At 59.1% G+C, this 26341-nt stretch carries 23 protein-coding genes, 1 tRNA gene and 1 riboswitch; of the genes, 7 read left to right on the forward strand and 17 right to left on the reverse strand.

The annotated features are described in order from the left end of the window. The first annotated feature begins 142 nt into the window (after positions 1-142). Positions 143-1036 carry a LytTR family DNA-binding domain-containing protein gene (locus RBB49_RS17740; protein WP_306144199.1) on the forward strand — a complete coding sequence of 298 codons (894 nt, stop codon included), beginning with the start codon at positions 143-145 and terminating at the stop codon, positions 1034-1036. 24 nt (positions 1037-1060) lie between these two features. Here RBB49_RS17740 and RBB49_RS17745 read toward each other — a convergent pair whose 3' ends face one another. From RBB49_RS17745 to RBB49_RS17775, 7 genes are all read right to left on the reverse strand, one after another. Continuing rightward, on the reverse strand, positions 1061-1945 hold the full coding sequence (locus RBB49_RS17745; protein ID WP_306144200.1) for a protein-glutamate O-methyltransferase CheR: 885 nt from the start codon (positions 1943-1945) through the stop codon (positions 1061-1063). Continuing rightward, positions 1942-3162 (reverse strand): chemotaxis response regulator protein-glutamate methylesterase, encoded by a 1221-nt coding sequence (locus RBB49_RS17750; protein WP_306144201.1) that lies wholly within the window; start codon positions 3160-3162, stop codon positions 1942-1944. Before RBB49_RS17750 ends, RBB49_RS17745 begins: the two co-directional genes overlap by 4 nt. A 21-nt stretch (positions 3163-3183) precedes the next feature. Then, a complete protein-coding gene (locus tag RBB49_RS17755) occupies positions 3184-3549 on the reverse strand; it encodes a PleD family two-component system response regulator (protein ID WP_306144202.1) in 366 nt (121 codons plus the stop codon). 33 nt (positions 3550-3582) lie between these two features. Then, positions 3583-4080, reverse strand: a complete 498-nt coding sequence (locus RBB49_RS17760; RefSeq protein ID WP_306144203.1) for a chemotaxis protein CheW — start codon at positions 4078-4080, stop codon at positions 3583-3585. Continuing rightward, on the reverse strand, positions 4077-6875 hold the full coding sequence (locus RBB49_RS17765) for a hybrid sensor histidine kinase/response regulator (RefSeq protein WP_306144204.1): 2799 nt from the start codon (positions 6873-6875) through the stop codon (positions 4077-4079). The genes RBB49_RS17760 and RBB49_RS17765 overlap by 4 nt, the downstream gene beginning before the upstream one ends. 133 nt (positions 6876-7008) lie before the next feature. Then, entirely contained in the window at positions 7009-7653 is a 645-nt protein-coding gene (gene chpT, locus RBB49_RS17770; protein ID WP_306144205.1) for a histidine phosphotransferase ChpT, read from the reverse strand. 196 nt (positions 7654-7849) lie between these two features. Further along, on the reverse strand, positions 7850-8287 hold the full coding sequence (locus tag RBB49_RS17775; protein ID WP_306144206.1) for a YHS domain-containing (seleno)protein: 438 nt from the start codon (positions 8285-8287) through the stop codon (positions 7850-7852). 173 nt (positions 8288-8460) lie between these two features. On the opposite strand from RBB49_RS17775, the gene RBB49_RS17780 reads away from it, so the two are divergent. The 3 genes from RBB49_RS17780 to RBB49_RS17790 all read left to right on the forward strand — a co-directional run bounded on the left by RBB49_RS17780 (position 8461) and on the right by RBB49_RS17790 (position 11365). Next, complete coding sequence (locus RBB49_RS17780; protein WP_306144207.1) at positions 8461-9066, forward strand: DUF1134 domain-containing protein; 606 nt, start codon at positions 8461-8463, stop codon at positions 9064-9066. 141 nt (positions 9067-9207) lie between these two features. Continuing rightward, positions 9208-10530: a hypothetical protein gene (locus RBB49_RS17785; RefSeq protein WP_306144208.1), complete on the forward strand. Its 1323-nt coding sequence runs from the start codon at positions 9208-9210 to the stop codon at positions 10528-10530. 58 nt (positions 10531-10588) lie between these two features. Beyond that, the gene (locus tag RBB49_RS17790; protein ID WP_306144209.1) at positions 10589-11365 is read left to right on the forward strand and encodes a DeoR/GlpR family DNA-binding transcription regulator; all 777 of its coding nucleotides are present in this window, start codon (positions 10589-10591) and stop codon (positions 11363-11365) included. Between the two features lie 158 nt (positions 11366-11523). Here the strand turns inward: RBB49_RS17790 and RBB49_RS17795 are convergent. Both RBB49_RS17795 and RBB49_RS17800 read right to left on the reverse strand, forming a co-directional pair. After that, positions 11524-11599, reverse strand: a tRNA-Glu gene (locus tag RBB49_RS17795). 155 nt (positions 11600-11754) lie between these two features. Next, positions 11755-12111 carry a hypothetical protein gene (locus tag RBB49_RS17800; RefSeq protein ID WP_306144210.1) on the reverse strand — a complete coding sequence of 119 codons (357 nt, stop codon included), beginning with the start codon at positions 12109-12111 and terminating at the stop codon, positions 11755-11757. Between RBB49_RS17800 and RBB49_RS17805 the strand changes: the two genes are divergently transcribed. Then, positions 12110-13135, forward strand: a complete 1026-nt coding sequence (locus tag RBB49_RS17805) for an RluA family pseudouridine synthase (protein ID WP_306144211.1) — start codon at positions 12110-12112, stop codon at positions 13133-13135. The genes RBB49_RS17800 and RBB49_RS17805 overlap by 2 nt on opposite strands. 176 nt (positions 13136-13311) lie before the next feature. Then, positions 13312-14202, forward strand: coding sequence for an RNA polymerase sigma factor RpoH (gene rpoH, locus RBB49_RS17810; RefSeq protein ID WP_306144212.1), 891 nt, complete (start codon positions 13312-13314; stop codon positions 14200-14202). Positions 14203-14313: 111 nt separating this feature from the next. Here rpoH and RBB49_RS17815 read toward each other — a convergent pair whose 3' ends face one another. The 5 genes from RBB49_RS17815 to RBB49_RS17835 form a co-directional block, all read right to left on the reverse strand. Then, a complete protein-coding gene (locus RBB49_RS17815) occupies positions 14314-15255 on the reverse strand; it encodes an ABC transporter substrate-binding protein (RefSeq protein ID WP_306144213.1) in 942 nt (313 codons plus the stop codon). A gap of 22 nt (positions 15256-15277) precedes the next feature. Continuing rightward, on the reverse strand, positions 15278-15964 hold the full coding sequence (locus RBB49_RS17820; protein WP_306144339.1) for an ABC transporter permease: 687 nt from the start codon (positions 15962-15964) through the stop codon (positions 15278-15280). 299 nt (positions 15965-16263) lie between these two features. After that, positions 16264-16370: riboswitch (TPP riboswitch) on the reverse strand. 63 nt (positions 16371-16433) lie between these two features. After that, the gene (locus tag RBB49_RS17825) at positions 16434-18206 is read right to left on the reverse strand and encodes a hypothetical protein (RefSeq protein ID WP_306144214.1); all 1773 of its coding nucleotides are present in this window, start codon (positions 18204-18206) and stop codon (positions 16434-16436) included. 245 nt (positions 18207-18451) lie between these two features. Then, positions 18452-19744 carry an adenylosuccinate synthase gene (locus RBB49_RS17830; protein ID WP_306144215.1) on the reverse strand — a complete coding sequence of 431 codons (1293 nt, stop codon included), beginning with the start codon at positions 19742-19744 and terminating at the stop codon, positions 18452-18454. 196 nt (positions 19745-19940) lie between these two features. Further along, a complete protein-coding gene (locus RBB49_RS17835; RefSeq protein ID WP_306144216.1) occupies positions 19941-21212 on the reverse strand; it encodes an MFS transporter in 1272 nt (423 codons plus the stop codon). A 167-nt stretch (positions 21213-21379) separates the two neighbouring features. On the opposite strand from RBB49_RS17835, the gene RBB49_RS17840 reads away from it, so the two are divergent. Beyond that, positions 21380-22291 (forward strand): DMT family transporter, encoded by a 912-nt coding sequence (locus RBB49_RS17840; protein ID WP_306144217.1) that lies wholly within the window; start codon positions 21380-21382, stop codon positions 22289-22291. 117 nt (positions 22292-22408) lie between these two features. Here the strand turns inward: RBB49_RS17840 and serA are convergent, their stop codons facing one another. From serA to RBB49_RS17855, 3 genes are all read right to left on the reverse strand, one after another. Then, complete coding sequence (serA, locus tag RBB49_RS17845; protein ID WP_306144218.1) at positions 22409-23995, reverse strand: phosphoglycerate dehydrogenase; 1587 nt, start codon at positions 23993-23995, stop codon at positions 22409-22411. 75 nt (positions 23996-24070) lie between these two features. After that, positions 24071-25249 carry a phosphoserine transaminase gene (locus tag RBB49_RS17850; protein ID WP_306144219.1) on the reverse strand — a complete coding sequence of 393 codons (1179 nt, stop codon included), beginning with the start codon at positions 25247-25249 and terminating at the stop codon, positions 24071-24073. A gap of 174 nt (positions 25250-25423) precedes the next feature. Further along, complete coding sequence (locus RBB49_RS17855) at positions 25424-26218, reverse strand: outer membrane protein (protein ID WP_306144220.1); 795 nt, start codon at positions 26216-26218, stop codon at positions 25424-25426. Positions 26219-26341 lie beyond the last annotated feature (123 nt).

Raw genomic sequence — 26341 nt, forward strand, 5'->3', positions numbered from 1 at the left:
CTGTTATTTCGCGACTTCTTCAATCAGACTGCGACAGTCATTAGTTCATATTTTTCAATATTTTATCGGAAAAAAATTTCATGCTTCTTGAATGACGTGATGGTTTTGCCATACTTCGGCAGCCGAAATCAGAAGTCGCTCAATGATCCGATCCTATAAAATTCAGGCATTTCTGCTGGCGCTGGCTTCAGCCGGGTTGCTGGCATCGACGCAGATCCAGCGTCCGGACAATTGGCCTCTGGCAGGGCTCTATCTTTACTGGAGCATCCGCATTCTGCTGGAAGCAGGCCTTTTCGTCGCTTTTCTCGAGTTGTTTGCAAGGCTGCCCGGCACCTGGGGCCGGATCGGATGGTCGGTTGTCCTGGCCGCTCTGGTCAGCCTCGTCCCGTTCGCCCTTGCGGTGACCGCTCTCGACCTCATTCTGGGACTGCCGGAGCTCAACGAACTGGTCAGAACCAGCGCATCTGCAACAGCCGCAGGAAGCACGCCGTCAGGCGGTCAGACACATATCGGTTCGTTCCTGCTGGAAATCGTCTATTTGTCCGACAATCACTTCGTGCTTTGCGCTCTCCTGTCGATCCCGTTGTTTTTTCAAGCAACGCGCAGGAAACCCGGCCAGGTTGCGCCCGAAACGGAGATGCCATCGGACGGCCCGGAGCAGGCGCATCCCACTCCCGCTGAAAAACATGTTCCAGATAGCGGATATCAGCGCCATCTTGAGCCGCCGCTGACGGCACCGGTCCTGCGCGCCGAGGCGCAGGAGCATTATGTCCGTCTGACCACCGCATCGGAAAACCGGATGGTGCTATATCGCTTCAACGACATTGTTGCGGAATTGCCTGCTGAGGCGGGCATGCAGGTGCATCGAAGTCACTGGGTCGCGTTTGAAGCCATGATCCGTCTGCTCAAGGAGGACGGCCGGCTCTGGCTTGAACTCACAGATGGCGAACGCGTGCCGGTAAGCCGCAAATACGCCGATGTGGTGCGCGGCAAAGTCGAAGCCCTGGACGCGGAAGAAAGAAGGGCGGCCACCTGACCGCCCTTTGATCCCTATAGACTGTTATCGCCGGAAACTGGCTCCGCCGCCGACAGCCAGCTGCGGCCCAGCAGGCGTTCCTGTGGCTGCCTGAACAGCCTGCTTCTTCTGGAACAGGCCCCGTTTTCCGGGCACCGGCTTGAAGGCGTCGGTCAGACCGACCACCGTTTCAGCCGCCCCAAGGACGAGATAGCCGTCATCGGGAAGTGTGCGGGAAAGCCGGCCGAGAATTTCGGACTTCGTCGCCTGATCGAAATAGATCAGGACGTTGCGGCAGAACACGATGTCGAATTCGCCAAGATGCGTGAAGCTCTCAAGCAGGTTCAACTGCTTCCATTCGATCATCGCCCGCATTCCGGCGTTGATCTGCCACATGTCGCCCTTCTGGTCGAAATACTTGAGCAGCATCTGGATCGGCAGGCCGCGCTGGACTTCGAACTGGCTGTAAAGACCGGTCTTGGCCTTTTCAAGCACTTCCTGGGAAAGGTCTGTTCCCAGAACCCGCGTGCGCCAACCCGGCATCTTGGATGCTTCTTCCTTGAGGCAGATCCCGAGCGAATAGGGTTCCTGTCCGGTCGACGCCGCCGCGCACCAGATCTTCAGCTGTCTGCGTGTACTGCGCGCTTCCAGAAGAGCCGGAAGCATCGTGTCCTTGAAGTGGTCAAACGGCGTCTTGTCGCGAAAGAAGAACGACTCGTTGGTCGTCATCGCTTCGATGACTTCCGTTTCAAGCGCCCTGTTGCCACCGCGCTGCAAGGTCTGGATCACCGCGCTCAGTGTCTCCAGCTTTGAGCTCCGGGCGATCGGCTGCAGCCGGCTTTCGACAAGATACTGCTTGTCATTGGACAGCACCAGACCAGAACGCGTCTTGAGAAACGTCTTGAGGAATTCGAACTCGCCGGGAGTCATCGTGTATTCCCCTTCAATACGCGTGAAACTTTCGGGCCAATCTGGTTCAGCGGCAGGATTTCGCAGCACATGCCGGTCGCCGCGGCAGCGCCCGGCATCCCCCAGACAACACTTGTCGCCTCGTCCTGCGTGATGATACTGCCGCCGCCGGACGCGATGGTTTTCACCCCGTCCGCGCCGTCATGTCCCATTCCGGTCAGGACAACGGCAAGGCTTGCCGAGCCATAGACCTTGGCAACACTGTCGAAAAGCGGATCGACGGCCGGTTTGCAGAAATTCACCGGAGGGCCGTCTGTCAGTCGTATTTTGACTGCCCCGCCATCCTTCTCGATGATCATGTGCTTGCCGCCTGGTGCAACATAGATGTTGCCAGGCTTGAGCGTCTCGCCGTCCTCACCTTCCTTGGAAGGCCTGAGAGCGGCTTTGCCGAGATGCTCGGCAAGGATCGACGTGAAAGTCGGGGGCATGTGCTGTGTGATAACGACAGGAACGTCGTTTATCGCGGTGCCGACTTCCTTCATCATCTCCTGTAGCGCCTGCGGACCGCCGGTGGATGATCCGATCGTCAGAATACGCGGGCGCGCCGAGGAATACGGCCGTGTCTTGAATTTCGGCGCAGCTGCAGCGGCAGCAGGTTGGGCAGCACCGCGGAAACTGGCGCGCGTATCGGTCGCCGGCCGCGCGGAAACTGGCCTGACCGGCTGAGTGGTCTTTCCAGCCCGTGTTTCTGCGCGCATGGTTCTCGCCGGGCCGCGCATGCGGATTGCGCGCGCTCCAAGCGCTTTGACCTTGTCGATCAACTCTCGGCGAAAATCGACCGATGTTGTGACTTCCGAATTCGATTCAGGCTTCGGAACGTAATCTGCCGCGCCGAGCGACAGCGCCTTCAGGCTGATTTCGGCATTTCGCCTGGTGAGCGTCGACGCCATGATGACAACAAGGTCGCGCTTCTTGGCCAGCATCAGCGGCAGCGCCGTCATGCCGTCCATTTCCGGCATCTCGATGTCCAGAACAACGACGTCCGGATTGCTTTTTTCAATATCGTCCACGGCAAGCTTGCCGTTCCGATGAGAACCCACGACTTTCAAGCCCTTGTCATCACCGAGCCAACGGGTCAGAAGACCGCGAATAACGACGGCGTCGTCGACAACCATGACTTTGATAGGGTCACTGCCGGGGTTAGCGCCCACAGGAGCACTTCTCTGCGCTAATGCCATAAAGACTGCCCAAACTCGAAACTAGATAAGACCGACTTCCTGAAACTTGGCTTCGACGATTTCCCTGTCGAACGGCTTCATGATGTACTCGTTTGCCCCTGCACGAATAGCGCGGGCAATATGCGCGACGTCGTTTTCGGTCGTGCAGAAAACAACCACGGGATTTTCGCCACCTTCTTCCGTCCGCAGACTTGTCAGGAACTCCAGTCCGTCCATGACGGGCATGTTCCAGTCCAGCAGGATCGCGTCCGGCATTGTCTTGCGGCAGGCGTCGAGCGCTTGTTGCCCGTCTTCCGCTTCTTCGATTTCGAAGTTCATGTCTTCGAGAATCCGGCGGGCCACTTTACGGATGACACTCGAGTCATCAACGACGAGGCACTGTTTCATCACCTGTTACTCCACTCGTGGGCCATTGGCCCGTTACGCTGCTGCCATCGGTTCGGTAAACATTGCACCCAGCAGACGGTCGACATCCAGAATGACCATCAGCTGTCCGTCGAGACGGTGCACACCGCCCGAGATTTCCGCCCACCGGCGATCCAGGTTCGACGGGTTCGATTCCGCCGAGGCGGCCGGAAGATTCAAAACCTCTCCGACCGTATCGATCACGAGCCCATAGCTTTCATGCTTGTACTCGATGCCGACCGCCATCATCTGCTCGTCTTCGAGCGGAGGCAGGTGCAGCCGGCGACGCATGTTGATTGCAGTGACGATGCGGCCACGCAGGTTGAGAACCCCCTGCACCTCCGGCGCCGACATTGGCACGCGCGTCACGCTCTCCGGCACGAAAACGTCATGTACCTGGGAGATCGGCAGCCCGAACAGCTGTCCGCCGATCACCACGGTCACATACTGGATCATGTCGCTTGCGGCGTTTTCATCCGCGTCCGCATTGAGTTTGTGTTCCAGCACACTCATGCTGCTACTCCCAATTCATTGGAGAAGACATCTTTCAGGGCGGCGATCAGCCCGGGGCGGTCGAATTTCGCAACGTAGTCGTCAAAGCCTGCCTGGCGGCCACGTTCGATCGAAGCCGGCGTCACCAGCGATGAAAGCGCGAGCATCGGCATGTTGCGGAAGCGCGGATCGCGGCGCAGGGATTCGCAGAACTCGAAACCGTTGATTTCAGGCATCTCGATATCGCTGACGATCGCGTGGAACTTGTCGCCGTTTTCCAGAAGCTCGAACGCCTGCTGAGGTCCGGTGCATGTTGTCACATCATATCCGGCCGCTTTCAGGACGGGTGTCAGCATGTTGCGGAAAAACGAACTGTCGTCCACGAAGAGTACTTTCTTCGTCAGCGCTTCGATATCCATCTCCTTGCGCATGAACCAGTCTTCGAAGGCCTGCGGGAGGTAATAGCCCAGATCGATAATCTCGGTCGCGCGTTCCTTGACGACCGCCGATCCGAGAATACCGGGACGTTCCGATCCGACTTCGATGTTCATGCGGTCTTCGACGATATCGACGATCTCGTCGACGACCAGACCCATGGACCTGCCGGCATCGGAGAAGACCAGCATCGGCTGCGTGCCTTCCGTCTTGTGGCAATCGCCTTCGTTGACATAGACCAGCGGCATGAGCGCGCCGCGGTACTGCACGAGGTCGCGGCCGTTGGAACGCTCGATCTTCGAGACCTCGAATTCCTCGAGACGCGTGACTAGCGACAGCGGCACCGCCTTCGGCTCCGGGGCACCCGCGCGGAACAGCAGCAGCGAGATAGACGTCTGACCGGACATGGACCTTCTCTGCAGGTCGTCCTGCTCCTCTTCTTCCGACTCGGCGACCGAGCTCGATGCGTGGCTCGCCATCGCGCCGGCGATACCGTTCGGATCGATGATCATGATAACCGAACCGTCGCCCAGAATGGTGTTTCCGGAGAACATGTTGAGGTTGCGGAGCATGGTCGACATCGGTTTGACGACGATTTCCTCCGTGTGGAAGACACCGTCCACGACCACGCCGAATGTCTGGCTTCCGACCTGCATGACAACGATGAAACCGTTGTCCTCGTCGATCGCCTTGTCGGCGTCCTCGCCTTCATAAATTCCCAGAAGCTGCGACAGATGCACCAATGGCAGCAGCTTGTTGCGCAGGCGCAGGACCGGCGTGTCCTTGATCCGCTCGATCCGGTGCTCCGAATTGGTCTGGACGCGCACGAGTTCCACGACCGAGAGCTGCGGGATGGCGAAACGGTCACCGCCTGCCTCGACGATCAGTGTGGAGACAATCGCCAGGGTCAGCGGGATCTTGATGATGAAGCTGGAGCCCTTGCCGGTCGCCGACCGCAGATCGACGGTACCGCCGATCAGTTCGATATTGTTCCGCACCACGTCCATGCCGACGCCGCGTCCAGAGACGCTGGTGACCTCGGCTGCGGTGGAGAAGCCCGCGTGGAAGATGAACTTGTGGATCTGGCTGTCCGTCATCTTCTCGACTTCGGATTCCGAGGCCAGTCCCCGTTCCAGAACCTTGGCCTTCACGCGATCAACGTCGATGCCCTTACCGTCGTCGCGGACTTCGATGATGATATGCCCGCCTTCATGATAAGCGGCCAGCGTGATGATACCCTTCTCGGGCTTGCCGGCGGCGCGCCGCTCCTCAGGGCGTTCCAGACCGTGGTCGGCCGAGTTGCGCACCATGTGGGTCAGGGGATCCTTGATCATTTCAAGGACCTGACGGTCAAGTTCGGTATCGGCGCCGATCATTTCCAGGTCGATCGGCTTTTCGAGTTCCTGGCTCAGGTCGCGCACAATACGCGGCAGTTTCTGCCAGGCGTTGCCGATCGGCTGCATCCGTGTCGCCATGACACCTTCCTGCAGTTCGGCAGTTACATTGGACAGGCGCTGCAGCGGCACCTTGAATTCGCTGTCTTCGTGACGGCGCACGATTTCAAGAAGCTGGTTGCGGGTCAGCACAAGCTCCGAGACCATCGTCATCAGATGCTCAAGCGTATCGACTGCAACGCGGATACTCTGGTTGGAAACCCCGCCACCGGCAGCTTTCTTTTCGCCGCCTTCACCGCCGGCCTTTTTCGCAGCCTCAGCCTTTTTCGGTTGTTCCTTGGTTTCCGCCTTGGCGGCAGCGGGCGCTGGTGCAGGCTCTTCTGCCTCTTCGGGCGCTTCTTCGGCCTCAACGACTTCCGCTTCGGCCACCTCGACTTCGATCTCGGTTTCCTGGAAAGCACGTTCAAGCTCATCGAGGGAAACTTCGCCAGGCCTCAGCGGGCGTTCAAGCGTCTGATCGGTCGCCTCTTCCGCAGCCGGTTCCTCGGCTTCCGCTTCCTGTGGAGCCGCTTCGGCTTCCTCTACGGTCTCACCGGCCATCGCGGCATCCGCCTTGGCAGACATATCCTCGAGCTTTCCGATGAGTTCGCTGTCGTCACCTTGCGGCTCTTCGCCCTCGGCAGCTTCCAGGTCGCCCAGAATGTCCTTGATCTGGTCGATCGATATCAGGATCAGGGAGACAGCTTCCTGCGTGACCGGTGCGCCGTCGCGAAACTTGCCCATGAGCGTTTCCGCCGCATGCGCAATACCTTCAAGCCGGGGAAGGCCCAGGAATCCGCAGGTGCCTTTAATCGTATGCACCAGACGGAAAATGTTATCCAAAATTGTTGCGTTGTTGGGTTCCTGCTCGAATTTCACGAGCTCTACGTCAACAACATCGAGACTCTCGTTCGTCTCGGTAATAAATTCCCTGAGGAGGTCGTCCATGGCCTGCTCTCACCCGACTTGTTACTGGTTCCGCATCCTTAAACGGATGTCTGGACCGAAAAGTCCATGAGAGTAGGTTGACGGCAAAGAGTTAAGATACGCTGAAACGAGCGGACACTTTTATCGAAGTGTATCAGACCTTTGGAAGGGCCGTGATTTTTACCAATTCTTCTTGTTTATCTATTGTTAATACCATGTTGGATTCACGCGCCAGAAGCAAAGTGTAGATCGGCTGAACCGAGTGTGCATCGATGCGCTCCGGTTCCTCTCCGTCCAGCGTTTCCTTCATTCCAAGCGGGATACGCGGATTAAGTCCGCTGGCATGCAAGGTGAAGGATGGCGATTGCGGATCCCCTTCCATATCCACCTTGATTTCACCGCCGCGCGGCACGCACTGATTGGCAATGAGAATGAGGTTAAGCAAGAGTTTAACGTAATTTTTCGGCATCAGATGCCGGGAAACTTGCCAAACTAGATCGGATTTTTCGTTTTCCATAAAGCCTGTGGCAACAACTTGGGCGTCACCCAGGTCAATCTCCGCCCCCGCGGAGCCGGCCGCGCCGAATGCCAGGCGCGCGAACTGAAGTTTCGCCGATGCCTGCCGCGCACTCTTTCGAATGAGGTCCATCGCGAAATCGCGCATGTCTTCGGAGCCTTCTTCGTCGAGGACTTCAAGACCGTTCGTTATCGCACCCACCGGGCTGATGATGTCGTGACACACGCGGCTGGCAACCAGGGCGGCTAGGTCCAGGGAGGAAAGCTCTTTAAGTGCTGACATGACGTTGTAAGGCTCTTTTGAAAGGGTCTAAGCGAAAATCTGATTCGCGTTGCGTTGCGCAAGGGTTACACATCCTCAAAGCCGCTGCCAAGACAACGCCGCTGCCCAGACCGAATCATCCAGATGAAAGTTGCCTGTTTCGCGGATTTCAGCGGTTGAGACAAGATTCGAGCAACCTTAAGGCGATCGAAAAGACCTAAAGCGCAGGCGTGCAGCCGGCGCTGCGCGCGTTGGATTGCGCGTCCTTGGCAAGCTGGGCGCCGTTGATCACAAATAAGAAGCGATTTACGACGGAATGGAAAAAGACGAGCCGCCCCTCCACAACAGCGTAAATGAATGGATTTCCTGCGGTGGCAAAGCCTTCTGACAGTGCATAGCCGCCGCAACCTGCAAACATGGGCGCATAGGTTTCCGGATTGCGTTCAAAGGCGGCCATGTTGCCTTCATTCACGAAGATCCACTCCGCCCCTCCCCACGCAAGCTCATTTTGCCTGTCACCCTTGCGCGGACGTCCGTCAACAAAGTAGCTGACCGGGTCGTGCCCGCCGATGGCGTATCCGGTAATCGGGTCGGGCACGAAAAGTTGGGGACGCGCGGCAACTTCATAGGCGAAAGCCCCCAGAAGGGTGCTCATTGAAATGGAAAGACATATCCATGTCTTTTTTTCAGGCCAGCTTTTCATCGATTCGGCTATGTAGTGTACCGAGGCTTGCGCGAATCAGTTTGATTCTATTGCGATCCAGCGTACGGGCTGAGGCACTTCAAGACAATGCGCCTCATCCGGCAGATGATGAGGAGTCCCAATTAATGGCAACAAGAGACTGGCAAGTGGCATCCCTGTTGAAAGCTGTGTTTCTGTGCTTTTGTCTGATTGCCGTTCCGAGCTTCGCCCTGGCTCAAACATCCGGTGCGGAACCGATCGACAGCGCCCAGACCTACGACGAAGACGAGATCCTGAAGACAGGCCACGAGTTCTTCGGCTCGGTCTCCGGCGGACTTGCCTCCGTCATTGAACGCGCCTTTTCCAGATACGGCGAACCGAACGGCTACATCCTCGGCGAAGAGGGATCGGGAGCATTTGTCGCCGGTGCCCGGTATGGCGAGGGCCACCTCTATACGCGCAATGCCGGCAACCATAAGGTCTTCTGGCAGGGTCCGTCGCTTGGATGGGACTTCGGCGCCGACGGCGCGCGCGTCATGATGCTCGTCTACAAGCTTCCAAGCGTGGATTCCATTTACGACCGGTTCGCCGGCGTCAACGGGTCCGCCTATCTGGTCGGCGGAGCCGGCATGACCGTGCTCCTGAGAAACGAGACCATTCTTGTTCCCGTGAAAGCGGGCGTCGGAGCACGTCTCGGCCTGAACATGGGTTACCTGAAGTTCACACCGAAACCGACCTGGAATCCGTTCTGACGAAACGGATTCGTCAATATGCACAGGCGGGAAGTTGATCTTGCCAAAGTCTGTCGGCTCTTGGCGAAACGGTCTGTGTCGTCTAATGATTGAATATGAAATTGGGAGAACCACCGGGAACCCGACGTGATTGAAGCGGTCATGTATATTGCACTGGGGTTTTGCGCGGCCGGCCTGATCGGTCTTGCGATACTCCCTGCCTTCTACCGGAGGGCCTCCCGATTGACCGAAGAAGCGCTGCGCGCCGTCAATCCGTCAAGCTACGCCGAAGTTCGCGCAGCGCAGGACCAGGCAAGAGCACGGCACGCCATCGAACTCAGGCGCGTTGAGCGGCAACTCGATGACGAACGCGCCAAGGCCGCCAAGCATCATCTGGAAGTGTCGCGTCTGCGAACAGAAATTGAAGGTTTGAACCGCGGACACAAGGCCCAGGTTTCGGGACTGGAATCCAAGCTTGGCGCTCTGCATGGCGATCAGAAAGCCGTTGACCTTCTGTCTTCCGAGGTGACTACCTTGAAGGAGAAGCTTGCGGAAACGGAAGCCGCACTCGCCGAAAGCTGGAAAACACCCGTCCACGAAGAACCGTTGCAAAAGCCCGAGGACAAAACCGGGGACAGCAATGACTGGCTCCCGGCAGCCGGTACGATGGCACTCGCCCAGATCACAGGTCTGGAAGCGGAAGTGGCGACGTTGAAATCTCGTTTGTCCAAATATGAGGCGGTTGAAAACCTGCCGGCGCAACCGGCACAGGACAGCCCGGAGGTGTCCGAGATCGCCAAGCTGGAAGCGCAGCTTGTCGATACGGAATCGAAATACGTGACCGCGCAGGCGGAAGTGACCAGATTGTCACTGCTTCTGGACGCCGGAGAAGTGAGGGATGCCGGCGACATCCAGCAAAAGACAGATGCGCCTTCGGAAGAGGTCGACGAACTCAAACGCATGAACGTCCAGCAGAAAGCTGAACTCGTTGCAAAAGACCGCACCCTGGACAGGATGACCGGTCAGTTGGAGAAGCTCAAGAGCGACCTTGTGCAAGCCCCTGGCCTGATTGAACTCAGGCAGGAGTTCAAGGCGCTCGCCGCCAGACTTGCCGGCACCGTCGATGGAGCTGCGCCCGAAGAAACGCAGACTGACGCCCCGGCAGCTGAAGACGGATCAGACGACAAGAAGGGGAAAAGCAAGACGCGGAACGTGGTCGTGGCGAACAGCAAGACCGCCAAACCGAGGTCGATAAGGGTCAGAGCGGCAAAGATAGCGCCCCGAAAGGAAGAGGCACCTGCCGCAAAGCCAACCGAGATCGCAACGGCTGCCGAGGCCCTTGTCAGCAGGATCGTTGCCTCCAATCGAAAGAAGCCGGCGGAAGAAAACAGCGCGCCGGTAGAAACGGAGGTAAACACCGACAATGGAACCGACACCGACCCGGAAGACAAACCCACCAAACAAAACAAGAAAGTTGTTGCCTGAACGCCGCAATCATCGGGTTGCGCGGCGCTCGGATCATTCCCCTGAAAGCCTCCTTTAAATGCTGATTGAACGTCACAATGCAATTCTCGAACTTGCGCGGCAGATGGGGCGCGTCAGCGTTGACGATCTGGCACAACGGTTCGACGTCAGCCCGCAAACAATCCGCAAGGACCTGAACGAACTGTGCGAACGGCGCCTGCTTGCCAGAACACATGGCGGCGCCCTGCTCTCCTCTGGCATCGAGAATGTCGGCTACGAGGCCCGGCGGATCATTTCCAGCAAGGAAAAGGCGGACATCGGCGAAAGCGTCGCCGCGCTCATCCCTGACAATACTTCCATCTTCATCAATATCGGCACGACGACGGAAGCAGTGGCTCAGGCCCTGCTGCAACACCGCGGGCTGATGGTGATCACGAACAACATCAATGTCGCCAGCCTGATGCGCGGCTATTCCCAGATCGAAGTGGTGATCGCGGGCGGCGTGTTGCGTCACGCCGACGGCGGCATCGTCGGTGAGGCGGCGGTCGACTTCATGCGCCAGTTCAAGGTCGACTTTGCGGTCATCGGCGCTTCGGCCGTCGATCCGGATGGGTCGCTGCTCGATTACGACTACCGTGAGGTCAAGGTCACCAAGATCATCATGGACAACGCCCGCCATGTCATCCTTGCCGCCGACAGCACCAAGTTCGAGCGGACGGCACCGGTGCGGGTCGGTCATCTTTCTCAGGTCACCACGTTCGTGACCGATTATTGCCCCGATCCGAATTTCGCGAAAATCGCGCGCGATGCCGAGGTCAAACTGATTGAAACCGGGCAACGTCCCCCTGAGACGTGACGCCTGCCTTGCGGGTCCAATCCGAACGGCCGGTGCCGGAACTGAACGAGGGACACGCGGCAGGCATTGCGCGAGATCGCCGAAGAAGCGCGCCTCGAGCCGGTCACGAAGCCGGCGGCTCCATGCGCAACGTGCTTAGGGAATATGCTCGAGGAAAGTGGCACGCCCAACGGGACTCGAACCCGTGTTTCCGCCGTGAAAGGGCGGCGTCCTAGACCGCTAGACGATGGGCGCGCAATGGCTCGAAACATGTCTGTATCAAGCCGAGGTTCGTGCGTATAAGACCGCGCGGCCAAAGACGCAAGCCCTTTTTTCGCTTTGGTGTCACCGGCCGGTGTTTTTCATCAAATCGACGCGAATGACGATCCTGCACCGCCGACGGCAGCGATTCACCGCGCAACGAAATCGGTCCGGCCGATCTGCTTGCCGCTCACCGGGTCAATGCGAAGAAGAGCCGTTTTGCTCCCCTCTTTCACCAGAACGAAGATAATTCCGTCGGCAACGGTTGCCTGAAGCACTTCGGCATCCGGGCCGACGACAATGGACGAGGCGAACGCATCCTGCGAAATATCGGTATCATCGGTGTTGATCTTGTAGAGAATTGCTGCAAAGACAGCGAACAAACCCGCGAACATGATCAGGGACGATCCGAAAAGCAGGCGTTTCAGTCTTGCCTGGATGCGTTCGGCAGCCGGATCGAGCGGCGGTTCTTTCTGGTCCTCGTCCCGAAAATCAGGGTGTGACATGACAGATGTTTCCCATGAAGATCCGGTCGACCCCGACACGGATTTCAGATTGACAGTAGATGCAGCCGATGCCGGGAAACGGCTGGATGCGGTTCTGGCAGCGCATCTGGATGCGCTGAGCCGCAACAGGATCCAGTCCCTCATCAAGTCCGGAGACGTCACCGTCGGCGGCGCGAAAATAGTGGAACCCAAATTCCGGGTCAATGAAGGAGATGCGCTCACTTTGACGCTGCCGGAACCGGAAGATCCCACGCCGAAAGGCGAGAACATCCCGATCAATGTCGTTTACGAGGATGAACATCTGATCGTTGTCGACAAACCTGCCGGACTTGTTGTGCATCCGGGGGCCGGAAACTGGACCGGCACGCTTGTCAACGCGCTGATCCATCATTGCGGCGACAGCCTGTCGGGTATCGGCGGCGTCAGACGTCCGGGGATCGTGCACCGGATAGACAAGGACACCTCCGGTCTTCTGGTGGTGGCGAAAACGGACCAGGCGCACCAGGGACTGACCGGTCAGTTCGCAGATCATGGCCGCAGCGGCCCGCTTGAGCGTGCCTATGCCGCGATCGTCTGGGGAGCTCCAGCCAGCCTGAAGGGCACGATCGACGCCAATCTGGCCCGCTCCCAGAGCAACAGGCAGAAAATGGCTGTGGTCAAGACCAGCGGGCGGCAAGCCGTTACGCACTGGCAGGTCAAGGAGCGTTTCGGTCCGGCCGAACAGGCAGATCTCGCGTCATTGATCGAATGCCGCCTGGAAACCGGCCGCACTCATCAGATCCGTGTTCACATGGCCCATATCGGACACCCGCTGATCGGTGACGGGGACTACGGCTCCGGCTTCAAGACGAAGATCAATCGCCTGGATGAACCTCTCAAAAGCACAGTATCGGGCTTCGGCAGACAGGCCCTTCATGCCGGATTGTTGGCTTTCATGCATCCGGCAAACGGCGAGACACTGCGTTTTGAAAGTCCCTATCCAGCTGATTTTGCACATCTTTTGGCTTCGTTACAAAAATTTTAGGATGGAATTGCGCGAACGTGCCATGCAATCGGCATTTTCCAACCTATATTAGTATCTCTTGTGTGCCTTTAACGGACACGATTCTGCGTCCACCTTTCCTCTGACATGGAGTGCTTGCGTAAACCGGAGCAGCGGGAGGCAGGGAGGATGCGACATGACGAAAGGGGGTGCATAATATGGCCCAAAACGTACCTACTCTCACAGCCGGGGAAGGTGGCCTGAGCCGCTACCTGGATGAGATTCGTAAGTTTCCCATGCTGCAGCCGCAGGAAGAGTACATGCTCGCCAAGCGCTACAAGGAGCATGAAGACCCTGAAGCTGCCGAACGTCTCGTGAATTCCCACCTTCGACTGGTCGCCAAGATAGCCATGGGCTATCGCGGCTACGGCTTGCCGATCGGCGAAGTCGTGTCGGAGGGCAACGTCGGCCTGATGCAGGCAGTCAAGCGTTTCGAACCCGACAAGGGGTTCCGCCTGGCGACCTACGCCATGTGGTGGATCAAGGCAGCGATCCAGGAATACATCCTGAGATCCTGGTCGCTCGTGAAAATGGGCACGACCGCCAACCAGAAACGCCTGTTCTTCAACCTGCGCCGCCTGAAGGGCAAGATCCAGGCGCTCGATGAGGGTGATCTGAAACCGCATCAGGTCAAGGAGATCGCAACGCGCCTCGGAGTTTCCGAGGAAGAAGTGGTATCCATGAACCGGCGCCTGGGCGGCGATGCCAGCCTCAATGCACCGGTGCGCGCCGAGGCGGACGCAGGCGAGTGGCAGGATTGGCTTGTTGATGAAAGCGACAGCCAGGAAACCCTGCTCGCCAACCAGGAAGAACTGGACATGCGCCGCAAGCTTCTGAGCGATGCCATGGATGTGCTCAACGAGCGTGAGCGCCGCATCTTCGAAGCGCGCCGTCTTGCCGAGGACCCGATGACACTGGAAGACCTGTCAGGCGAATTCGGTGTCAGCCGCGAGCGCGTGCGCCAGATCGAGGTGCGTGCCTTTGAAAAAGTTCAAAAGGCGGTGCGCAACAATGCGCGCGCTCAGGAACAACAGCAGCCGGTCGCCTGACGGCAGACGCTGCTGAACCAACAAAAAACGCCGGGGCAGAGCCCCGGCGTTTTTTGCTTTTGCAAGAGCATTCAGGACAGGAAACGATGCGGCCCCCGGCCCCGGCTGTCGTCATCTGATCTCGACGGCATAGCTCTCGACCGGAACGACCTTGCTGATAAGCCCCGCCTCGGCCATGAATTCGGCAAAACGTTGATACCGGCCTTCGTCGAGACTTGCCGGACGCTTGGCAAATCGCGGCAGCGTGTCCGCCCAGGCGCGCCGGTTCAATTCGTCATTCAGTTCAGGATAGGCCTCGATGAAGGCATCCCACGCGTCATCCGGATGGTTCGTGAGATAGACGGTGGCGGCCTCGATGGCAGCCAGGAATTTCGCAAAGCGCGGGTCGCCCGTCTTGTCCTTGTTCACAACGTAAATCAGCTCGTCGAAGATCGGCACGCCGTTTTCTTCCGGAAAGAAGGCAACGCCCTTTTTTCCCTCGATTTCAAGCTGCGTGAGCTCGAAGTTTCGATACGCGCCGATGACCGCATCCACCTGGCCGGACATGAGCGCGGGCGACAGGGAGAAATTCACGTTGATCAGTTCGACATCATCAACGCTCAGGCCGACCGATTTCAGCATTTGTCCGAGCATGGCATCCTCGAAGCCTGAAACCGAATAACCGATTGTTTTTCCCTTGAGGTCTTCAAGCTTCTTGATCGGACCATCTTCCAGAACAATCAGCGAGTTCAGCGGTGTTTCAACCAGTGTCCCGATCCAGGAGACCGGCAGGCCTTCTTCGATCTGAGCATGCAGCGTCGGCTGATAGGAGATCGCGATATCCCCCTGCCCGGCCGCGACCAGTTTCGGCGGCATCGCCGGGTCGGCCGGTTCGATCAGTTCGACCTCCAGGCCTTGCGCTTCAAAGAAGCCTTTTGTCTGCGCGGTGATGACCGGTGCGTGATCCGGATTGGTGAACCAGTCGAGCAGTACGGTCAGCTTGTCCGCGGCGTGAGCCGGTGCGCTTGCAAGCAAAGCCGCGGCAAGTGCCAATGAAAGGACGTTGGTTTTCATTCATTCCTCCAGGAAAAGGCAGTCAGTTTTCGACCTGCCAGGGGACAATCATCCGGGCAAACGCGTCCGCCGCGGCCCGCAAGAGAAGAACCATCACCGCCAGCAGAATGAGGGCGGCGAAGGTTTCATCGGTCTTCACCCGCGCATTGCTGTGCAGCATGACAAAGGCAAGCCCGCCCTTCGCGCCCACCCATTCGCCGACAATCGCGCCGATGGGAGCAAACACGGCAGCGATCCGGATTCCCGAGGCGAGCGCCGGCAGAGCTGCTGGAAGGCGCAGCATCCAAAGTTCGGTAAGGCGGGGCAGCCGGTAAAGCCGGGCAAGATCAACGAGGCCGGGATCCATCCGCCGCAGGCCGTCATACATGGTTGAGGTGACCGCGAAAAAGATGACCAGAACGGCCATCACGACCTTGGACGCCAGTCCCCACCCCAGCCACAACACCAGGATCGGCGCGATCGCGAAAACCGGAAGGGATTGCGTCACGAGGATAAGCGGAAGCAGCGCGGGCCGTGTCAGGGGAAACGTCCACAAAAGGATAGCACTGGTCGCCCCTGCCAAGACACCGAACACAAGCCCCAGCACCGTCTCGTAGGCGGTGATGCCGGCATGGTGCAAAAAGAAGTCCGGCTTCGAGGTGAACGCCAACCAGACCCGCTCCGGACCGGGCAGCATGTAGGGCTCTATGTTCAGCGTCCGCACAAGCATCGCCCACAAGGCGACGCACACGGCGAGCCCGAGTGCGGCCTTGCCGCTTTTCAAAAGCAATGCCGTCACGTTCGGGCTCCTCTGGAAAAAGCCGTCACGCCAGTGACTTTATCAACGGCCAGGCACCGACCCGAAGTCAGATCTGAACACATCAAAGGATCTCCCGTCCCGGAGCGATGCCGCTTGCGATCCGTTTACCCGCAAGACGTTCACGCTCCCTGGCCATCTTCAGAGGACAATCGATCTGACACGATCAAGCGTCCGCTGACACGGCCGAAACTGACATTGGAGATCCGGGAATAGGCTAAGGATTCCGTCCCTTCGCCGGCATGACCCGGATCAGGTTCTAAGGGTTCGGCGGTAAGCCATCTCAGTTCCGGAAACCGGAACACCCCTCGGACCAAGACGGAACATGCCTTGCCCTGTCGGAAAAGGCAAGCCGTCAATTCAGGTTTAGTAGAGAGCGTCCCTAGCCGGCTTGCCAGGCCGCGACGGCCTGTCTGACGGCTTCAGTGCCGTCAGCCCCTTTTTCAAGGGTCAGGATGCCACGCTTGCCGTTCTCGTAGAGCATGGGAATGTCGATCCAGCCACGCTCACGCAGAAGGTTCAGGTTGCGCAATTGCTCGTTTGGAAGGTTCGACAGGGCAATCCAGAAAAAGCCCGGCTGGACCTTGACCGACGCGCCAATCAGCGCGTCTCCGCGCGCTTCCTCGGTCGGTTTCATCACCAGGCCCGGAACATTGACAACGTCCCCGGCAGCAAAACTTTCCGGGAAATCATATTTGATCTCCACGAGATGGCTTGCCGGAAGCGAGGGATCTTCGTTCGGTTTGATGCGAATGTCGACTTTCACATCCCGCTCCGGAATATCCACCGAAGCGGTCAGAACAGACTGCCGCTGGCCATCGACATCGGCCTCTTCGGCAAAACCCCAGACCACGGCACCCTCGGACGCGGTTCCCGTGCCGCTGGCATCTTCACCCTCCTCGTAGAGGATCGAGCGTTGCGCACCGTCGCCCGCAGGTGCAGGCGAGGAGGCGTCGGGAGCAACCTGTTGTGTGTCGACAGCCGCGACATCACTCTCGCCGCCGGCCGGTGGCGTCCCTGTTCCCGGAACGGGAGGCGTGGCAGCTTCCGGTTGGACAGGCACAGGCTGAACAAGGGCCGGAACCTGCTGGTTTCCGGCCGTGATTGCGGGTTCGGCCGGCGCAGGCACCGGTTCGTTGCTTTGCGGATTAATTGTTGTCGTCGTGACCGTGCGCGCATCGGGCGCGATCACTTCCTCCTCGCCGGCGTCAAGCAGGCGATCGGTATTCTTGGTGCCCTCATCGGGATCCGAACTGGACGCCAGTGCGGGTTCGGATGACGGGGTATCGGGCTGCGAGGCATCGCTCGATTGCGTTTCGCTCGTACCTGCCTGCTCCCGATTGGTCGAGATCAGCGTGTCGAGCGGAAGGAAGAAATAGGCACCGGCACCCAAGAGGATGGCAACTGCAACAACAGCCAGCGATATCGGAACAGCCCGGCTGGAGGACGAGCCCCCCCTCAGTGCCTCGGAAGCTCTTGGCCGTTCGCGCTTGGTACGGGTCTTGGGTTCCGGTGCGGCATCCGGTTCATCTGCATAAAGCGGCGGTTCTTCGGCGGCGGCGGCGGCATCCTCGGGCGCTGTCTGGTCTGTGGATGCGTCCTCTGCAAAGACAGGTTCCTGACGCTGTTCTGATGCCGGGCTCGCTTCCGTCGTTTCAACGGCTTCCTTGGCATTTTGTACAGCTTGATTGGCTGCGGAACCAAGCGCTTCGGCTTCCGACAGCGTCTCTTTCAGGGGAGACGGTATCTCTTCTTCGGCAAGGGTATCGCTCGGCGGCGGGACGTCTGCTGCGGGCTCGGTGTGGACTTCCGTTTCCGGCACGGCAGGCGCGGAGGGTTCAACCGCTTCCGGTTGCGGTTCCACCGATGCACTTTCGGGCGTTTCAACAGGTGGAGGCTCCGCCGGAGCGGCGGCGACGGCTGCAGGTGTCAGGCCAAGGCTCTCGCGCGCGGCTTCCGCTTCGACCTTCCGGATCGCCTCTTCCAGGCGCAACTGTTCTGCTGTGATCTCCGACGGAGACAAGGGCGGTTCGTAGGCTTTGAGCTGATTGACGATGGCATTGCGCGCGCGGCTGTAGACACTGCGGCGCGCGGCACCGTTGCTTTCGGGCAAAGACGCGATTGTTTTCTTCAATATTGAATAGTAATCAGCCATCTTCCTGCCTACCGGCCACTTGCATGTGTCACTTCCGTCAGCCCAATCGTTTCAGGCTTATAGCAAGTTTTTGAAGATCGGTGCCAATTCTTCGCACTTGCGCAATCCGAAAGCCATGCTCGGCTTTATTCTATCACAGTCTAAAGGACGCATATCCAACACGCGTCCAAGCACTCATTTCTCGCGAATGGTGATTCGCAGTTTTATGTCAGCCAATTGATATTGACCGTGTTCAACCTCAGATCTCAATCCTGGAAAGGATTCTGCACAAGAATTGTGTCATCGCGCTCCGGGCTGGTCGAGAGCAACGCAACCGGGGCACCGATGAGTTCCTCAACATGGCGTACATATTTGATTGCCTGCGCCGGCAACTCGCCCCACGTCCTGGCACCTTCCGTGGATTCCTTCCAGCCGGGAAGCGTTTCGTAAATCGGAATGACCCTTTCCTGGGCACCCTGGGATGCCGGCAGATAGTCGATCCGCTCACCGTCAAGTTCATAGCCGATGCAGATCTTGATTTCGTCCATGCCGTCCAGAACGTCAAGCTTCGTCAGCGCGATACCGTTGATGCCGGACGTGCAGACCGTCTGACGCACCAGGACGGCATCGAACCAGCCGCAACGGCGGCGGCGGCCGGTGACGGTTCCGAACTCGTGGCCGCGCGTGCCGAGAAACTCGCCAACCTCGTTTTGCTGTTCGGTCGGGAATGGTCCCTCTCCGACACGCGTCGTGTAGGCCTTGGTAATGCCGAGGACAAAATCGACGGATCCCGGCCCGAGGCCGCATCCGGTCGCCGCCTGACCCGCAACGGTGTTGGAAGACGTCACGAAAGGATAGGTGCCGTGATCGATGTCGAGAAGCGCGCCCTGCGCTCCTTCAAAGAGGATGCGCTTGCCCTGGCGGCGCAGGTCGTCAAGCAGATACCAGACCTTGTCCATGTAGGGCAGGACCTTGTCGGCAACGCTCGCCAGTTCATCATAGATCGCCTGGGCTGAAATCTCGTCCTGGCCAAGTCCGCGGCGGAGCGCGTTGTGGTGGGTCAGCAGGCGGTCGATCTTTGCGGGCAGCGTTGTCAGGTTCTTCAGATCCATCAGCCGGATCGCGCGGCGACCGACCTTGTCCTCGTAAGCCGGCCCGATGCCGCGCTTGGTTGTTCCGATGCGCGTTCCCGTGTTCGAGTTTTCGCGCAACGCGTCAAGTTCCCGGTGCAGTGACAGGATGAGCGTCGCATTTTCCGCAACACGCAGCGTTTCAGGCGTCACGACGACACCCTGACCGGCCAGGCGTTCAACCTCTTCGGCAAGCGCATGCGGATCGAGCACGACACCATTACCGATAACGGAGAGCTTGCCCGGACGTGCAACACCTGATGGCAGCAGGGACAGTTTGTAGCTGACACCATCGATCACAAGCGTATGCCCGGCGTTGTGCCCGCCCTGGAACCTTACGATGACATCAGCCTGTTCCGACAGCCAGTCGACAATCTTGCCTTTGCCCTCATCACCCCATTGCGAACCGACAACAACCACATTCGCCATCTAGTCTTTGCTCTCCTGAAAGCAGATTCTTTGCCACCGGAGCCTGTCCGGCATGCCAACACGACAAGCCCCGGCAACCGGACCGGGGCAAACGGCGCGGACTATAGACAGGTTTGTGCGCGCACGCGAGTCCACGCGCGCAGTTTATGTCGTCCCGGTGGGCAGTTAAGCACCGCTTATAAACGCATCTTTGGCGTTATTTGGGCGCAGAGCCGTTTTCGTCGGGCTTTTCGCCCCGCGCCAGCCTGTTCATCATCGGCGAGGTTCTCAGCAGCCAGACGAAACGGCGCCTCTGATCGGCCGGCACGGCATCACGGCTGAACATGCGGACAATAATGAAAAGAACCAGCATGAGATGCAGCGTTGCGGTGTAGACGAAAAACGATGCCGGCCCGAAAGCGCCCATGAGCACCGATGCCACGAAAGGCCCGATCATCGCCCCGGTGCCGAAGGCAAGCATGATCCCGGCGGCAACATCGATGAACTGACCCGGTTTGGCGTGGTCGTTGCCATGCGCAGCGGAAAGCGAATAAAGCGGAAGCGCGAATCCGCCAAAAAAGAAAACGCCGAGGAACAGCTCGGCCTGGGTCATTGACCGCGCGATGAACAGACAGGCGGCCCCGGCACCGATGGTGAAGGCGATCAGCACAAATCGCCGGTCGACGCGGTCCGAGACCCACCCCGCCGGATACTGGAAGATTGCGCCCGCAAAAACCCAGATCGCGATGAAAGCCGCGACTGTCTCCAGCCCGAGACCGATGCTTTCCGCATAGATCGGGCCGATCATGCGGAAGGCACCGTTTGTCAGGCCGATGGTGAAGATGCCGACAATGGCGACCGGGGAAACCCGCCACAACATCAATGGATTGACAAGCCGTGCAGGCGGCGCGGGCGGGTTGCCGCCGCGCGCAAGCGAAATCGGCACGACCGCGAAACAGAAAAGCACGGCGAGAACCATGAGAATGTCCGAACCGGACGCTCCGAACACGGGCAGGATGAACTGGCCTCCCATCACCGCGCCCAGGTCCACGATCCGGTAGATCGACAGAATGCGTCCGCGCGACGTGTTGGAGGCAATCGAGTTCAGCCAGCTTTCCAGCACCATGGCCGTGCCGCAAAAGGCCGCTCCGCTCACGAAGCGCGCAAGCATCCACGGCCAGCCTGCGGGCGCAAAGGCAAGCGCAAGAACGGCAATCGCACTTATGGATGCAAGCGCTGCGAAGACCCGGATATGACCGGCCCTGGCGATCAGGAACGGCGCAAGCAGCACGCCGGAAATGAGCCCGGCGAAATAGAGCGAGCCCAGAAGACCGATGCTTGTGTCCGGAAGCCCCTCCACACGCGCACGCACGGCAATCATCGTCATGGACAGGCCATTGGCTCCCAGAAGGCAGGCCGCGGCGATCAGCAACGGATAGAGCCGCCCGGCTTGGGGCGGGGTCTCGGAGGATGTGTCGGTCTGCGTCATGGGAAAGATGGTTCCTGAAGCTGCCGGAAACGGCAGAAGTCTTTTCCTACATTGCCGAACTGAGACCGTTGCGCAAGCCGCCCGGCTGCGAACCCCTCGTTTTTCGGGTGTCTGGCGGCGCTCCATCGTGATACCCGGGGAACAGTCCAACGGGAATGATAAATCTGATGTCACTTCGAAACTGGGTCATGCTGGCGGTGCTGGGCGCCATCTGGGGCGGTTCCTTCCTGTTTGCGAAGGTCGCTGTCGCCGAAATTCCGCCTTTCGTTCTGGTGTTCCTGCGCGTATCCAGCGCCTGTGCCGTCCTGCTGCTCGTCCTCTGGCATCAGAAGCTCCTCGGCCAGCTGAAACTGGACCTTGCCTTGCCGTTCCTTCTCATGGGCCTGCTGAACAATGCCATCCCCTTTTCGCTGCTTTTTCTCGGCCAGACGGAGATCGGTGCGGGGCTTGCCTCCATCCTGAACGCGACAACCCCCATTTTCACGGTGATCGTTGCCGGGCTCCTTACCGGGCAGGAAAGCCTGCCATTCAACAAGATCGCCGGGGTTCTGCTCGGGGTGGCGGGCGTTGCGATCATGCTGTCCAGCAGTCTGTCCGGCGTTGCGAATGATCCGGTCTGGGCGCAGGTGTGCTGCCTCGGCGCCGCTGTGTCCTACGCGTGCGCCGCCACATATGCACGCCGGTTCAAGGAGGTCCGCCCGCAGGTGTCCGCGGCCGGGCAGTTGCTCGGATCAAGCCTGATCATGCTGCCTGTCGCAGTCTACTTCGGCACCGGATGGAGCCCGTCCGGAACCAGCATGACCGCCTGGGCGAATGTCGCCGCCCTCGGCATCATTGCGACCGCGCTCGCTTACCTGATCTATTTCCAGCTGCTGGCGGATGCCGGCGCGACCAACGCCTCGCTGGTCACGCTGATCGTCCCGGCCAGCGCCCTGCTCTTCGGCTGGCTGATCCTTGGAGAAAACCTCAGCGCTCTTCAACTCGCCGGTTTTGCCGTTCTGTTGATCGGGCTGGTTGCGCTGGACGGCAGGGTGTTCCGGCGAACGCACCCCGCATCCGCCGATGGCAAGCAGACCTGACGCGGTCTTGGCGCTCGCGCTGCGATTGTTTCCGGGAATGCAAGCCGGAGAGACATGAGTTGGAAGGCCCGCTCACGGGCCTTCTCAACTGGCTCAAGGTCGCGTCTCAGACGATGGTTAGAACCTCAGGTCTTTCACCTGCTTGACGTGGGAAACAGCCTCCAGCCGTTTCATGACCCCGGTATCGACCTTGCCATCCACTTCGACAAGGCAGATCGCATCGGCGCCAGGCGCCTGCCGGCCGAGATTGAAGGTCGCGATGTTGACGCCGCTGTTGCCCAGTTCCATGCCGAGCTGACCGATGAAACCCGGCTTGTCCTCGTTGGTTATATAAAGCATGTGCTCGCCGAGTTCGGCTTCCATGTTGATGCCTTTCACCTGGATAATGCGCGGCTTACCGTCTGCAAAAACGGTTCCGGCCACCGAGCGTTCCTGCCGCTCCGTGATCACCGTCAGGCGAATATAGGTTTCGTAGGCACCCTGCTTGTCCCTGCGGATTTCCTCAACCTTGATGCCCCGGTCCTTTGCCAGGATCGGCGCAGAAACCATGTTCACGGTCTGAAGAAGGGGCGTCAAAAGACCTGTGATGGCAGCCGCGGTCAGGGCTTGAACATTCATGTCGCCGACTGCGCCCGCATATTCGATCTTGACCCCTTCAATCCCGGTTTCGGTCAGCTGGCCGGCGAAGGAACCGAGCTGCTCGGCAAGACGCACGAAAGGTGCGAGCTTGGGGGCTTCCTCGGCGGAGATGGAGGGCATGTTGAGTGCGTTGCGCACGGCCCCGTCCAGCAGGTAGTCGCACATCTGTTCGGCCACCTGCAGCGCCACATTCTCCTGCGCTTCGGATGTGGAAGCACCAAGATGCGGGGTGGATACGAAATTCGGCGCACCGAACAGGACGTTCTCCCGGGCCGGTTCGTCCACGAAAACATCGAAAGCCGCCCCTGCCAGCTTGCCTTCGTCCAGCGCCTGCCGGACGGCTGCCTCGTCCGCCAGGCCGCCGCGGGCGCAGTTGATCAGGTAGGCGCCGGTGCGCATCTTCGAGATCGAATCCGCATTGATGATGTTGCGCGTCTTGTCGGTCAGGGGCGTATGCAGGGTGATGAAATCGGAGCGGGCGAAAAGATCGTCCAGCTCCACCTTTTCAACGCCGAGAGAAACCGCGCGTTCCGGTGTCAGGAACGGGTCGAAGGCGACGACCTTCATTTTAAGGCCGATGGCCCTGTCCGCGACGATCGAACCGATATTGCCGCAACCGACAAGACCAAGCGTCTTGCCGGTGAGTTCGCGGCCCATGAAGCGCGACTTTTCCCATTTGCCCGCCTGCGTGGACGCATCGGCCGCCGGGATCTGCCGGGCAACGGCCATCATCATCGAGATCGCGTGTTCCGCTGTCGTGATGGCATTGCCGAACGGGGTATTCATGACGATGATGCCGCGTGCGGTCGCCTTGGGTATGTCGACATTGTCGACGCCGATGCCGGCGCGGCCAACGACCTTGAGATTGTCCGCAGCCGCGATGATCTTTTCGGTCACCTTCGTCGCGGACCGTATCGCCAGGCCGTCATACTGGCCGATGATCTCGAGCAGCTTTTCCTTGTCCTTGCCGACGTCGGGCAGGAAATCCGCATCCAGGCCACGATCCTTGAAAATCTGAACGGCAGCGGGAGAAAGCTTGTCGGAAATAAGTACCTTGGGAGCCATGTTGACGTCTCCTTGAATGCAAGTGGGTGCCGGGCGGCATGGCGCCCGGATGGTCTTTCAGGAATGGAGACGCGCTCAGGCCGCCTGGGACAGGTTCGCCTTTTCGCTCGCATGCGCCCAGTCGAGCCACGCGGTCAGCGCCTTCAGATCGTCGGCTTCGATCGTCGCACCGGCCCAGATCCTCAGACCTGACGGCGCATCGCGGTAGGCACCGATATCATGGGCAACCCCCTCGCGGTCGAGACAGGCCGCAACGGACTTGGCGAAGGCAGCTTGCCCGGCGTCGTCAAGAGCGAGAATGTCCGGATCGGTGATCTTGAGGCACACGGAAGTGTTCGACAGGGTTGCCGGGTCCACTGCCAGGAAGTCCGCCCAGCCCGACTTTTCAACCCAGTCGGCCAGAACCCGAAGGTTTGCGTCTGCCCGGTTTCTCAAGCCAGTGAGACCGCCAATGCGATCCGCCCAGTTCAGCGCATCGATATAGTCCTCGACGCAGAGCATCGACGGGGTGTTGATCGTCTCGCCCCTGAAAACGCCTTCAATGAGCTTTCCGCCTTTCGTCAGGCGGAAGATTTTCGGCATCGGCCAGGAAGGCGTATAGGTTTCAAGGCGCTCAACCGCGCGCGGGCTCAGGATCAGGACACCGTGCGCGGCTTCCCCGCCGAGCACCTTTTGCCAGGAAAAGGTCACCACATCGAGCTTGTCGAACGGCAGATCCTGCGCGAACGCTGCGGACGTGGCGTCGCAAATGGTCAATCCCTGTCTGTCGGCAGGAATCCAGTCGCCATTCGGAACCCGGACGCCCGAGGTCGTTCCGTTCCAGGTGAAGACGACATCCTTGGAAAAATCGACGGTCGCAAGGTCGGGCAGTTCGCCGTAATCAGCCTCCAGAACCCTTGCATCTTCAAGCTTCAGTTGCTTGACGACATCCGTGACCCAGCCCTTGCCGAAGCTTTCCCAGGCCAGCATTTCGACGCCGCGCGCACCAAGCATCGACCAGAGTGCCATTTCAACCGCACCTGTATCCGATGCGGGCACGATGCCGATCCGGTAGTCTTCGGGAACTTCGAGTACCTTTCGGGTGAGGTCAATTGCCTCGGCAAGCTTCGCCTTGCCGGGCTTCGCACGGTGCGAACGGCCCAGCGGCGCGTCGGAAAGGCCTTCAAGCGACCAGCCTGGCCGTTTGGAGCAGGGTCCGGATGAAAAATGGGGATTGGCCGGACGCTCGTCCGGCTTTGCGGCAAGATCTGTCATATCTGTCTACCCTCGCAGATAGTTGCCCCTCGTTGGGGAGGGGTGTCCCACCTGCGGGAATAGAACTTTCCGCCGCCCGGGTCAATTCACTTCCCGGTCAGAAGCAAAAAGTCCGGTCAAACGCAAAATGGCCGGTCCAGAAGACCGGCCATCGCAAGGTCGCTGCGAGCGTGATCAGAAATTGCTGCTGATCGGGCCCTTGTCATAGATGATCGGTGCCGGAGCGTGGGTCGTGTTGAAGGTGTACCGGGCACCGAGACGGAACTCGTGCGCGGACAGATCTTCATACTCGATACGCGAGGTCTGGCCGGCTGTGCTGAACGTCTTGGACTGCGCATCCCCGATGTTCAGGTAGCGGTATCCGCCATCCAGAGCCAGATTAGGCGTGATGTCATAGCTTGCACCCGCCATGAGCGCCCAGGCAAAGTTCCACTTGCCGTCGCTTTCGTAGGTACCCGTCGAACCGTCCGGATTGCGGAAGTTGATATCGCTTGTCGAAACGTAGGAGGCACCGATACCTGCCCCGACATAAGGCGTGAACCGGTTCCACGTGGCGATGTCGACATAACCGTTGATCATGAAGGTCCAGACATCGATATCGGCCTTTTCAACCGAGTATCCCGGCGATCCGCAGACGGCGCTACAGTCGGCCTTGGCGCTGACTTCAGTCGGAAATTCGTAGTCGATCGTCAGATCCGTGCGGAAGTGATTGTTCCACTTGTAACCGACACCGGCGCCGATCATGAAGGTGCCGTCCATTTCTTCGTCGAAGAAATCGAGTGTCCCGTATTTGATGTCCGGAGCCTGATAGATCTTGTAACCGATATCACCGCGCAGGTACCAGCCGCCGACGGCCGGAACTTCAGGAATATGCTCAATAACCGGGGTCGGCAGATCCGCGGCGAAACCAGTTGTGGAAAGCGCGACTGCAAAGCCGGTCAAAGACAAACGCTTGAAAAATGATTTCATGTCCTCGTCCTCTTCCAGTGAGCGTCCGCTTTATGAGTGCCGGACACATCAAACTTGAAAGCATAGTGACGTGAATTCATTAAAGGTCGCTTAACTCTGTTCTTTAACCCTGTTTTTTTACCT

This window comes from Roseibium sp. MMSF_3412, from assembly GCF_030733265.1.
Taxonomy (GTDB): domain Bacteria; phylum Pseudomonadota; class Alphaproteobacteria; order Rhizobiales; family Stappiaceae; genus Roseibium.

Bases quoted from the DNA above. Each gene is read 5' to 3' on its own strand.
- RBB49_RS17740 (WP_306144199.1), top strand. From the start codon at position 143: ATGATCCGATCCTATAAAATTCAGGCATTTCTGCTGGCGCTGGCTTCA.
- RBB49_RS17745 (WP_306144200.1), bottom strand. From the start codon at position 1,945: ATGACTCCCGGCGAGTTCGAATTCCTCAAGACGTTTCTCAAGACGCGT.
- RBB49_RS17750 (WP_306144201.1), bottom strand. From the start codon at position 3,162: ATGGCATTAGCGCAGAGAAGTGCTCCTGTGGGCGCTAACCCCGGCAGT.
- RBB49_RS17755 (WP_306144202.1), bottom strand. From the start codon at position 3,549: ATGAAACAGTGCCTCGTCGTTGATGACTCGAGTGTCATCCGTAAAGTG.
- RBB49_RS17760 (WP_306144203.1), bottom strand. From the start codon at position 4,080: ATGAGTGTGCTGGAACACAAACTCAATGCGGACGCGGATGAAAACGCC.
- RBB49_RS17765 (WP_306144204.1), bottom strand. From the start codon at position 6,875: ATGGACGACCTCCTCAGGGAATTTATTACCGAGACGAACGAGAGTCTC.
- chpT (WP_306144205.1), bottom strand. From the start codon at position 7,653: ATGTCAGCACTTAAAGAGCTTTCCTCCCTGGACCTAGCCGCCCTGGTT.
- RBB49_RS17775 (WP_306144206.1), bottom strand. From the start codon at position 8,287: ATGAGCACCCTTCTGGGGGCTTTCGCCTATGAAGTTGCCGCGCGTCCC.
- RBB49_RS17780 (WP_306144207.1), top strand. From the start codon at position 8,461: ATGGCAACAAGAGACTGGCAAGTGGCATCCCTGTTGAAAGCTGTGTTT.
- RBB49_RS17785 (WP_306144208.1), top strand. From the start codon at position 9,208: ATGTATATTGCACTGGGGTTTTGCGCGGCCGGCCTGATCGGTCTTGCG.
- RBB49_RS17790 (WP_306144209.1), top strand. From the start codon at position 10,589: ATGCTGATTGAACGTCACAATGCAATTCTCGAACTTGCGCGGCAGATG.
- RBB49_RS17805 (WP_306144211.1), top strand. From the start codon at position 12,110: ATGACAGATGTTTCCCATGAAGATCCGGTCGACCCCGACACGGATTTC.
- RBB49_RS17800 (WP_306144210.1), bottom strand. From the start codon at position 12,111: ATGTCACACCCTGATTTTCGGGACGAGGACCAGAAAGAACCGCCGCTC.
- rpoH (WP_306144212.1), top strand. From the start codon at position 13,312: ATGGCCCAAAACGTACCTACTCTCACAGCCGGGGAAGGTGGCCTGAGC.
- RBB49_RS17815 (WP_306144213.1), bottom strand. From the start codon at position 15,255: ATGAAAACCAACGTCCTTTCATTGGCACTTGCCGCGGCTTTGCTTGCA.
- RBB49_RS17820 (WP_306144339.1), bottom strand. From the start codon at position 15,964: ATGCTTGTGCGGACGCTGAACATAGAGCCCTACATGCTGCCCGGTCCG.
- RBB49_RS17825 (WP_306144214.1), bottom strand. From the start codon at position 18,206: ATGGCTGATTACTATTCAATATTGAAGAAAACAATCGCGTCTTTGCCC.
- RBB49_RS17830 (WP_306144215.1), bottom strand. From the start codon at position 19,744: ATGGCGAATGTGGTTGTTGTCGGTTCGCAATGGGGTGATGAGGGCAAA.
- RBB49_RS17835 (WP_306144216.1), bottom strand. From the start codon at position 21,212: ATGACGCAGACCGACACATCCTCCGAGACCCCGCCCCAAGCCGGGCGG.
- RBB49_RS17840 (WP_306144217.1), top strand. From the start codon at position 21,380: ATGTCACTTCGAAACTGGGTCATGCTGGCGGTGCTGGGCGCCATCTGG.
- serA (WP_306144218.1), bottom strand. From the start codon at position 23,995: ATGGCTCCCAAGGTACTTATTTCCGACAAGCTTTCTCCCGCTGCCGTT.
- RBB49_RS17850 (WP_306144219.1), bottom strand. From the start codon at position 25,249: ATGACAGATCTTGCCGCAAAGCCGGACGAGCGTCCGGCCAATCCCCAT.
- RBB49_RS17855 (WP_306144220.1), bottom strand. From the start codon at position 26,218: ATGAAATCATTTTTCAAGCGTTTGTCTTTGACCGGCTTTGCAGTCGCG.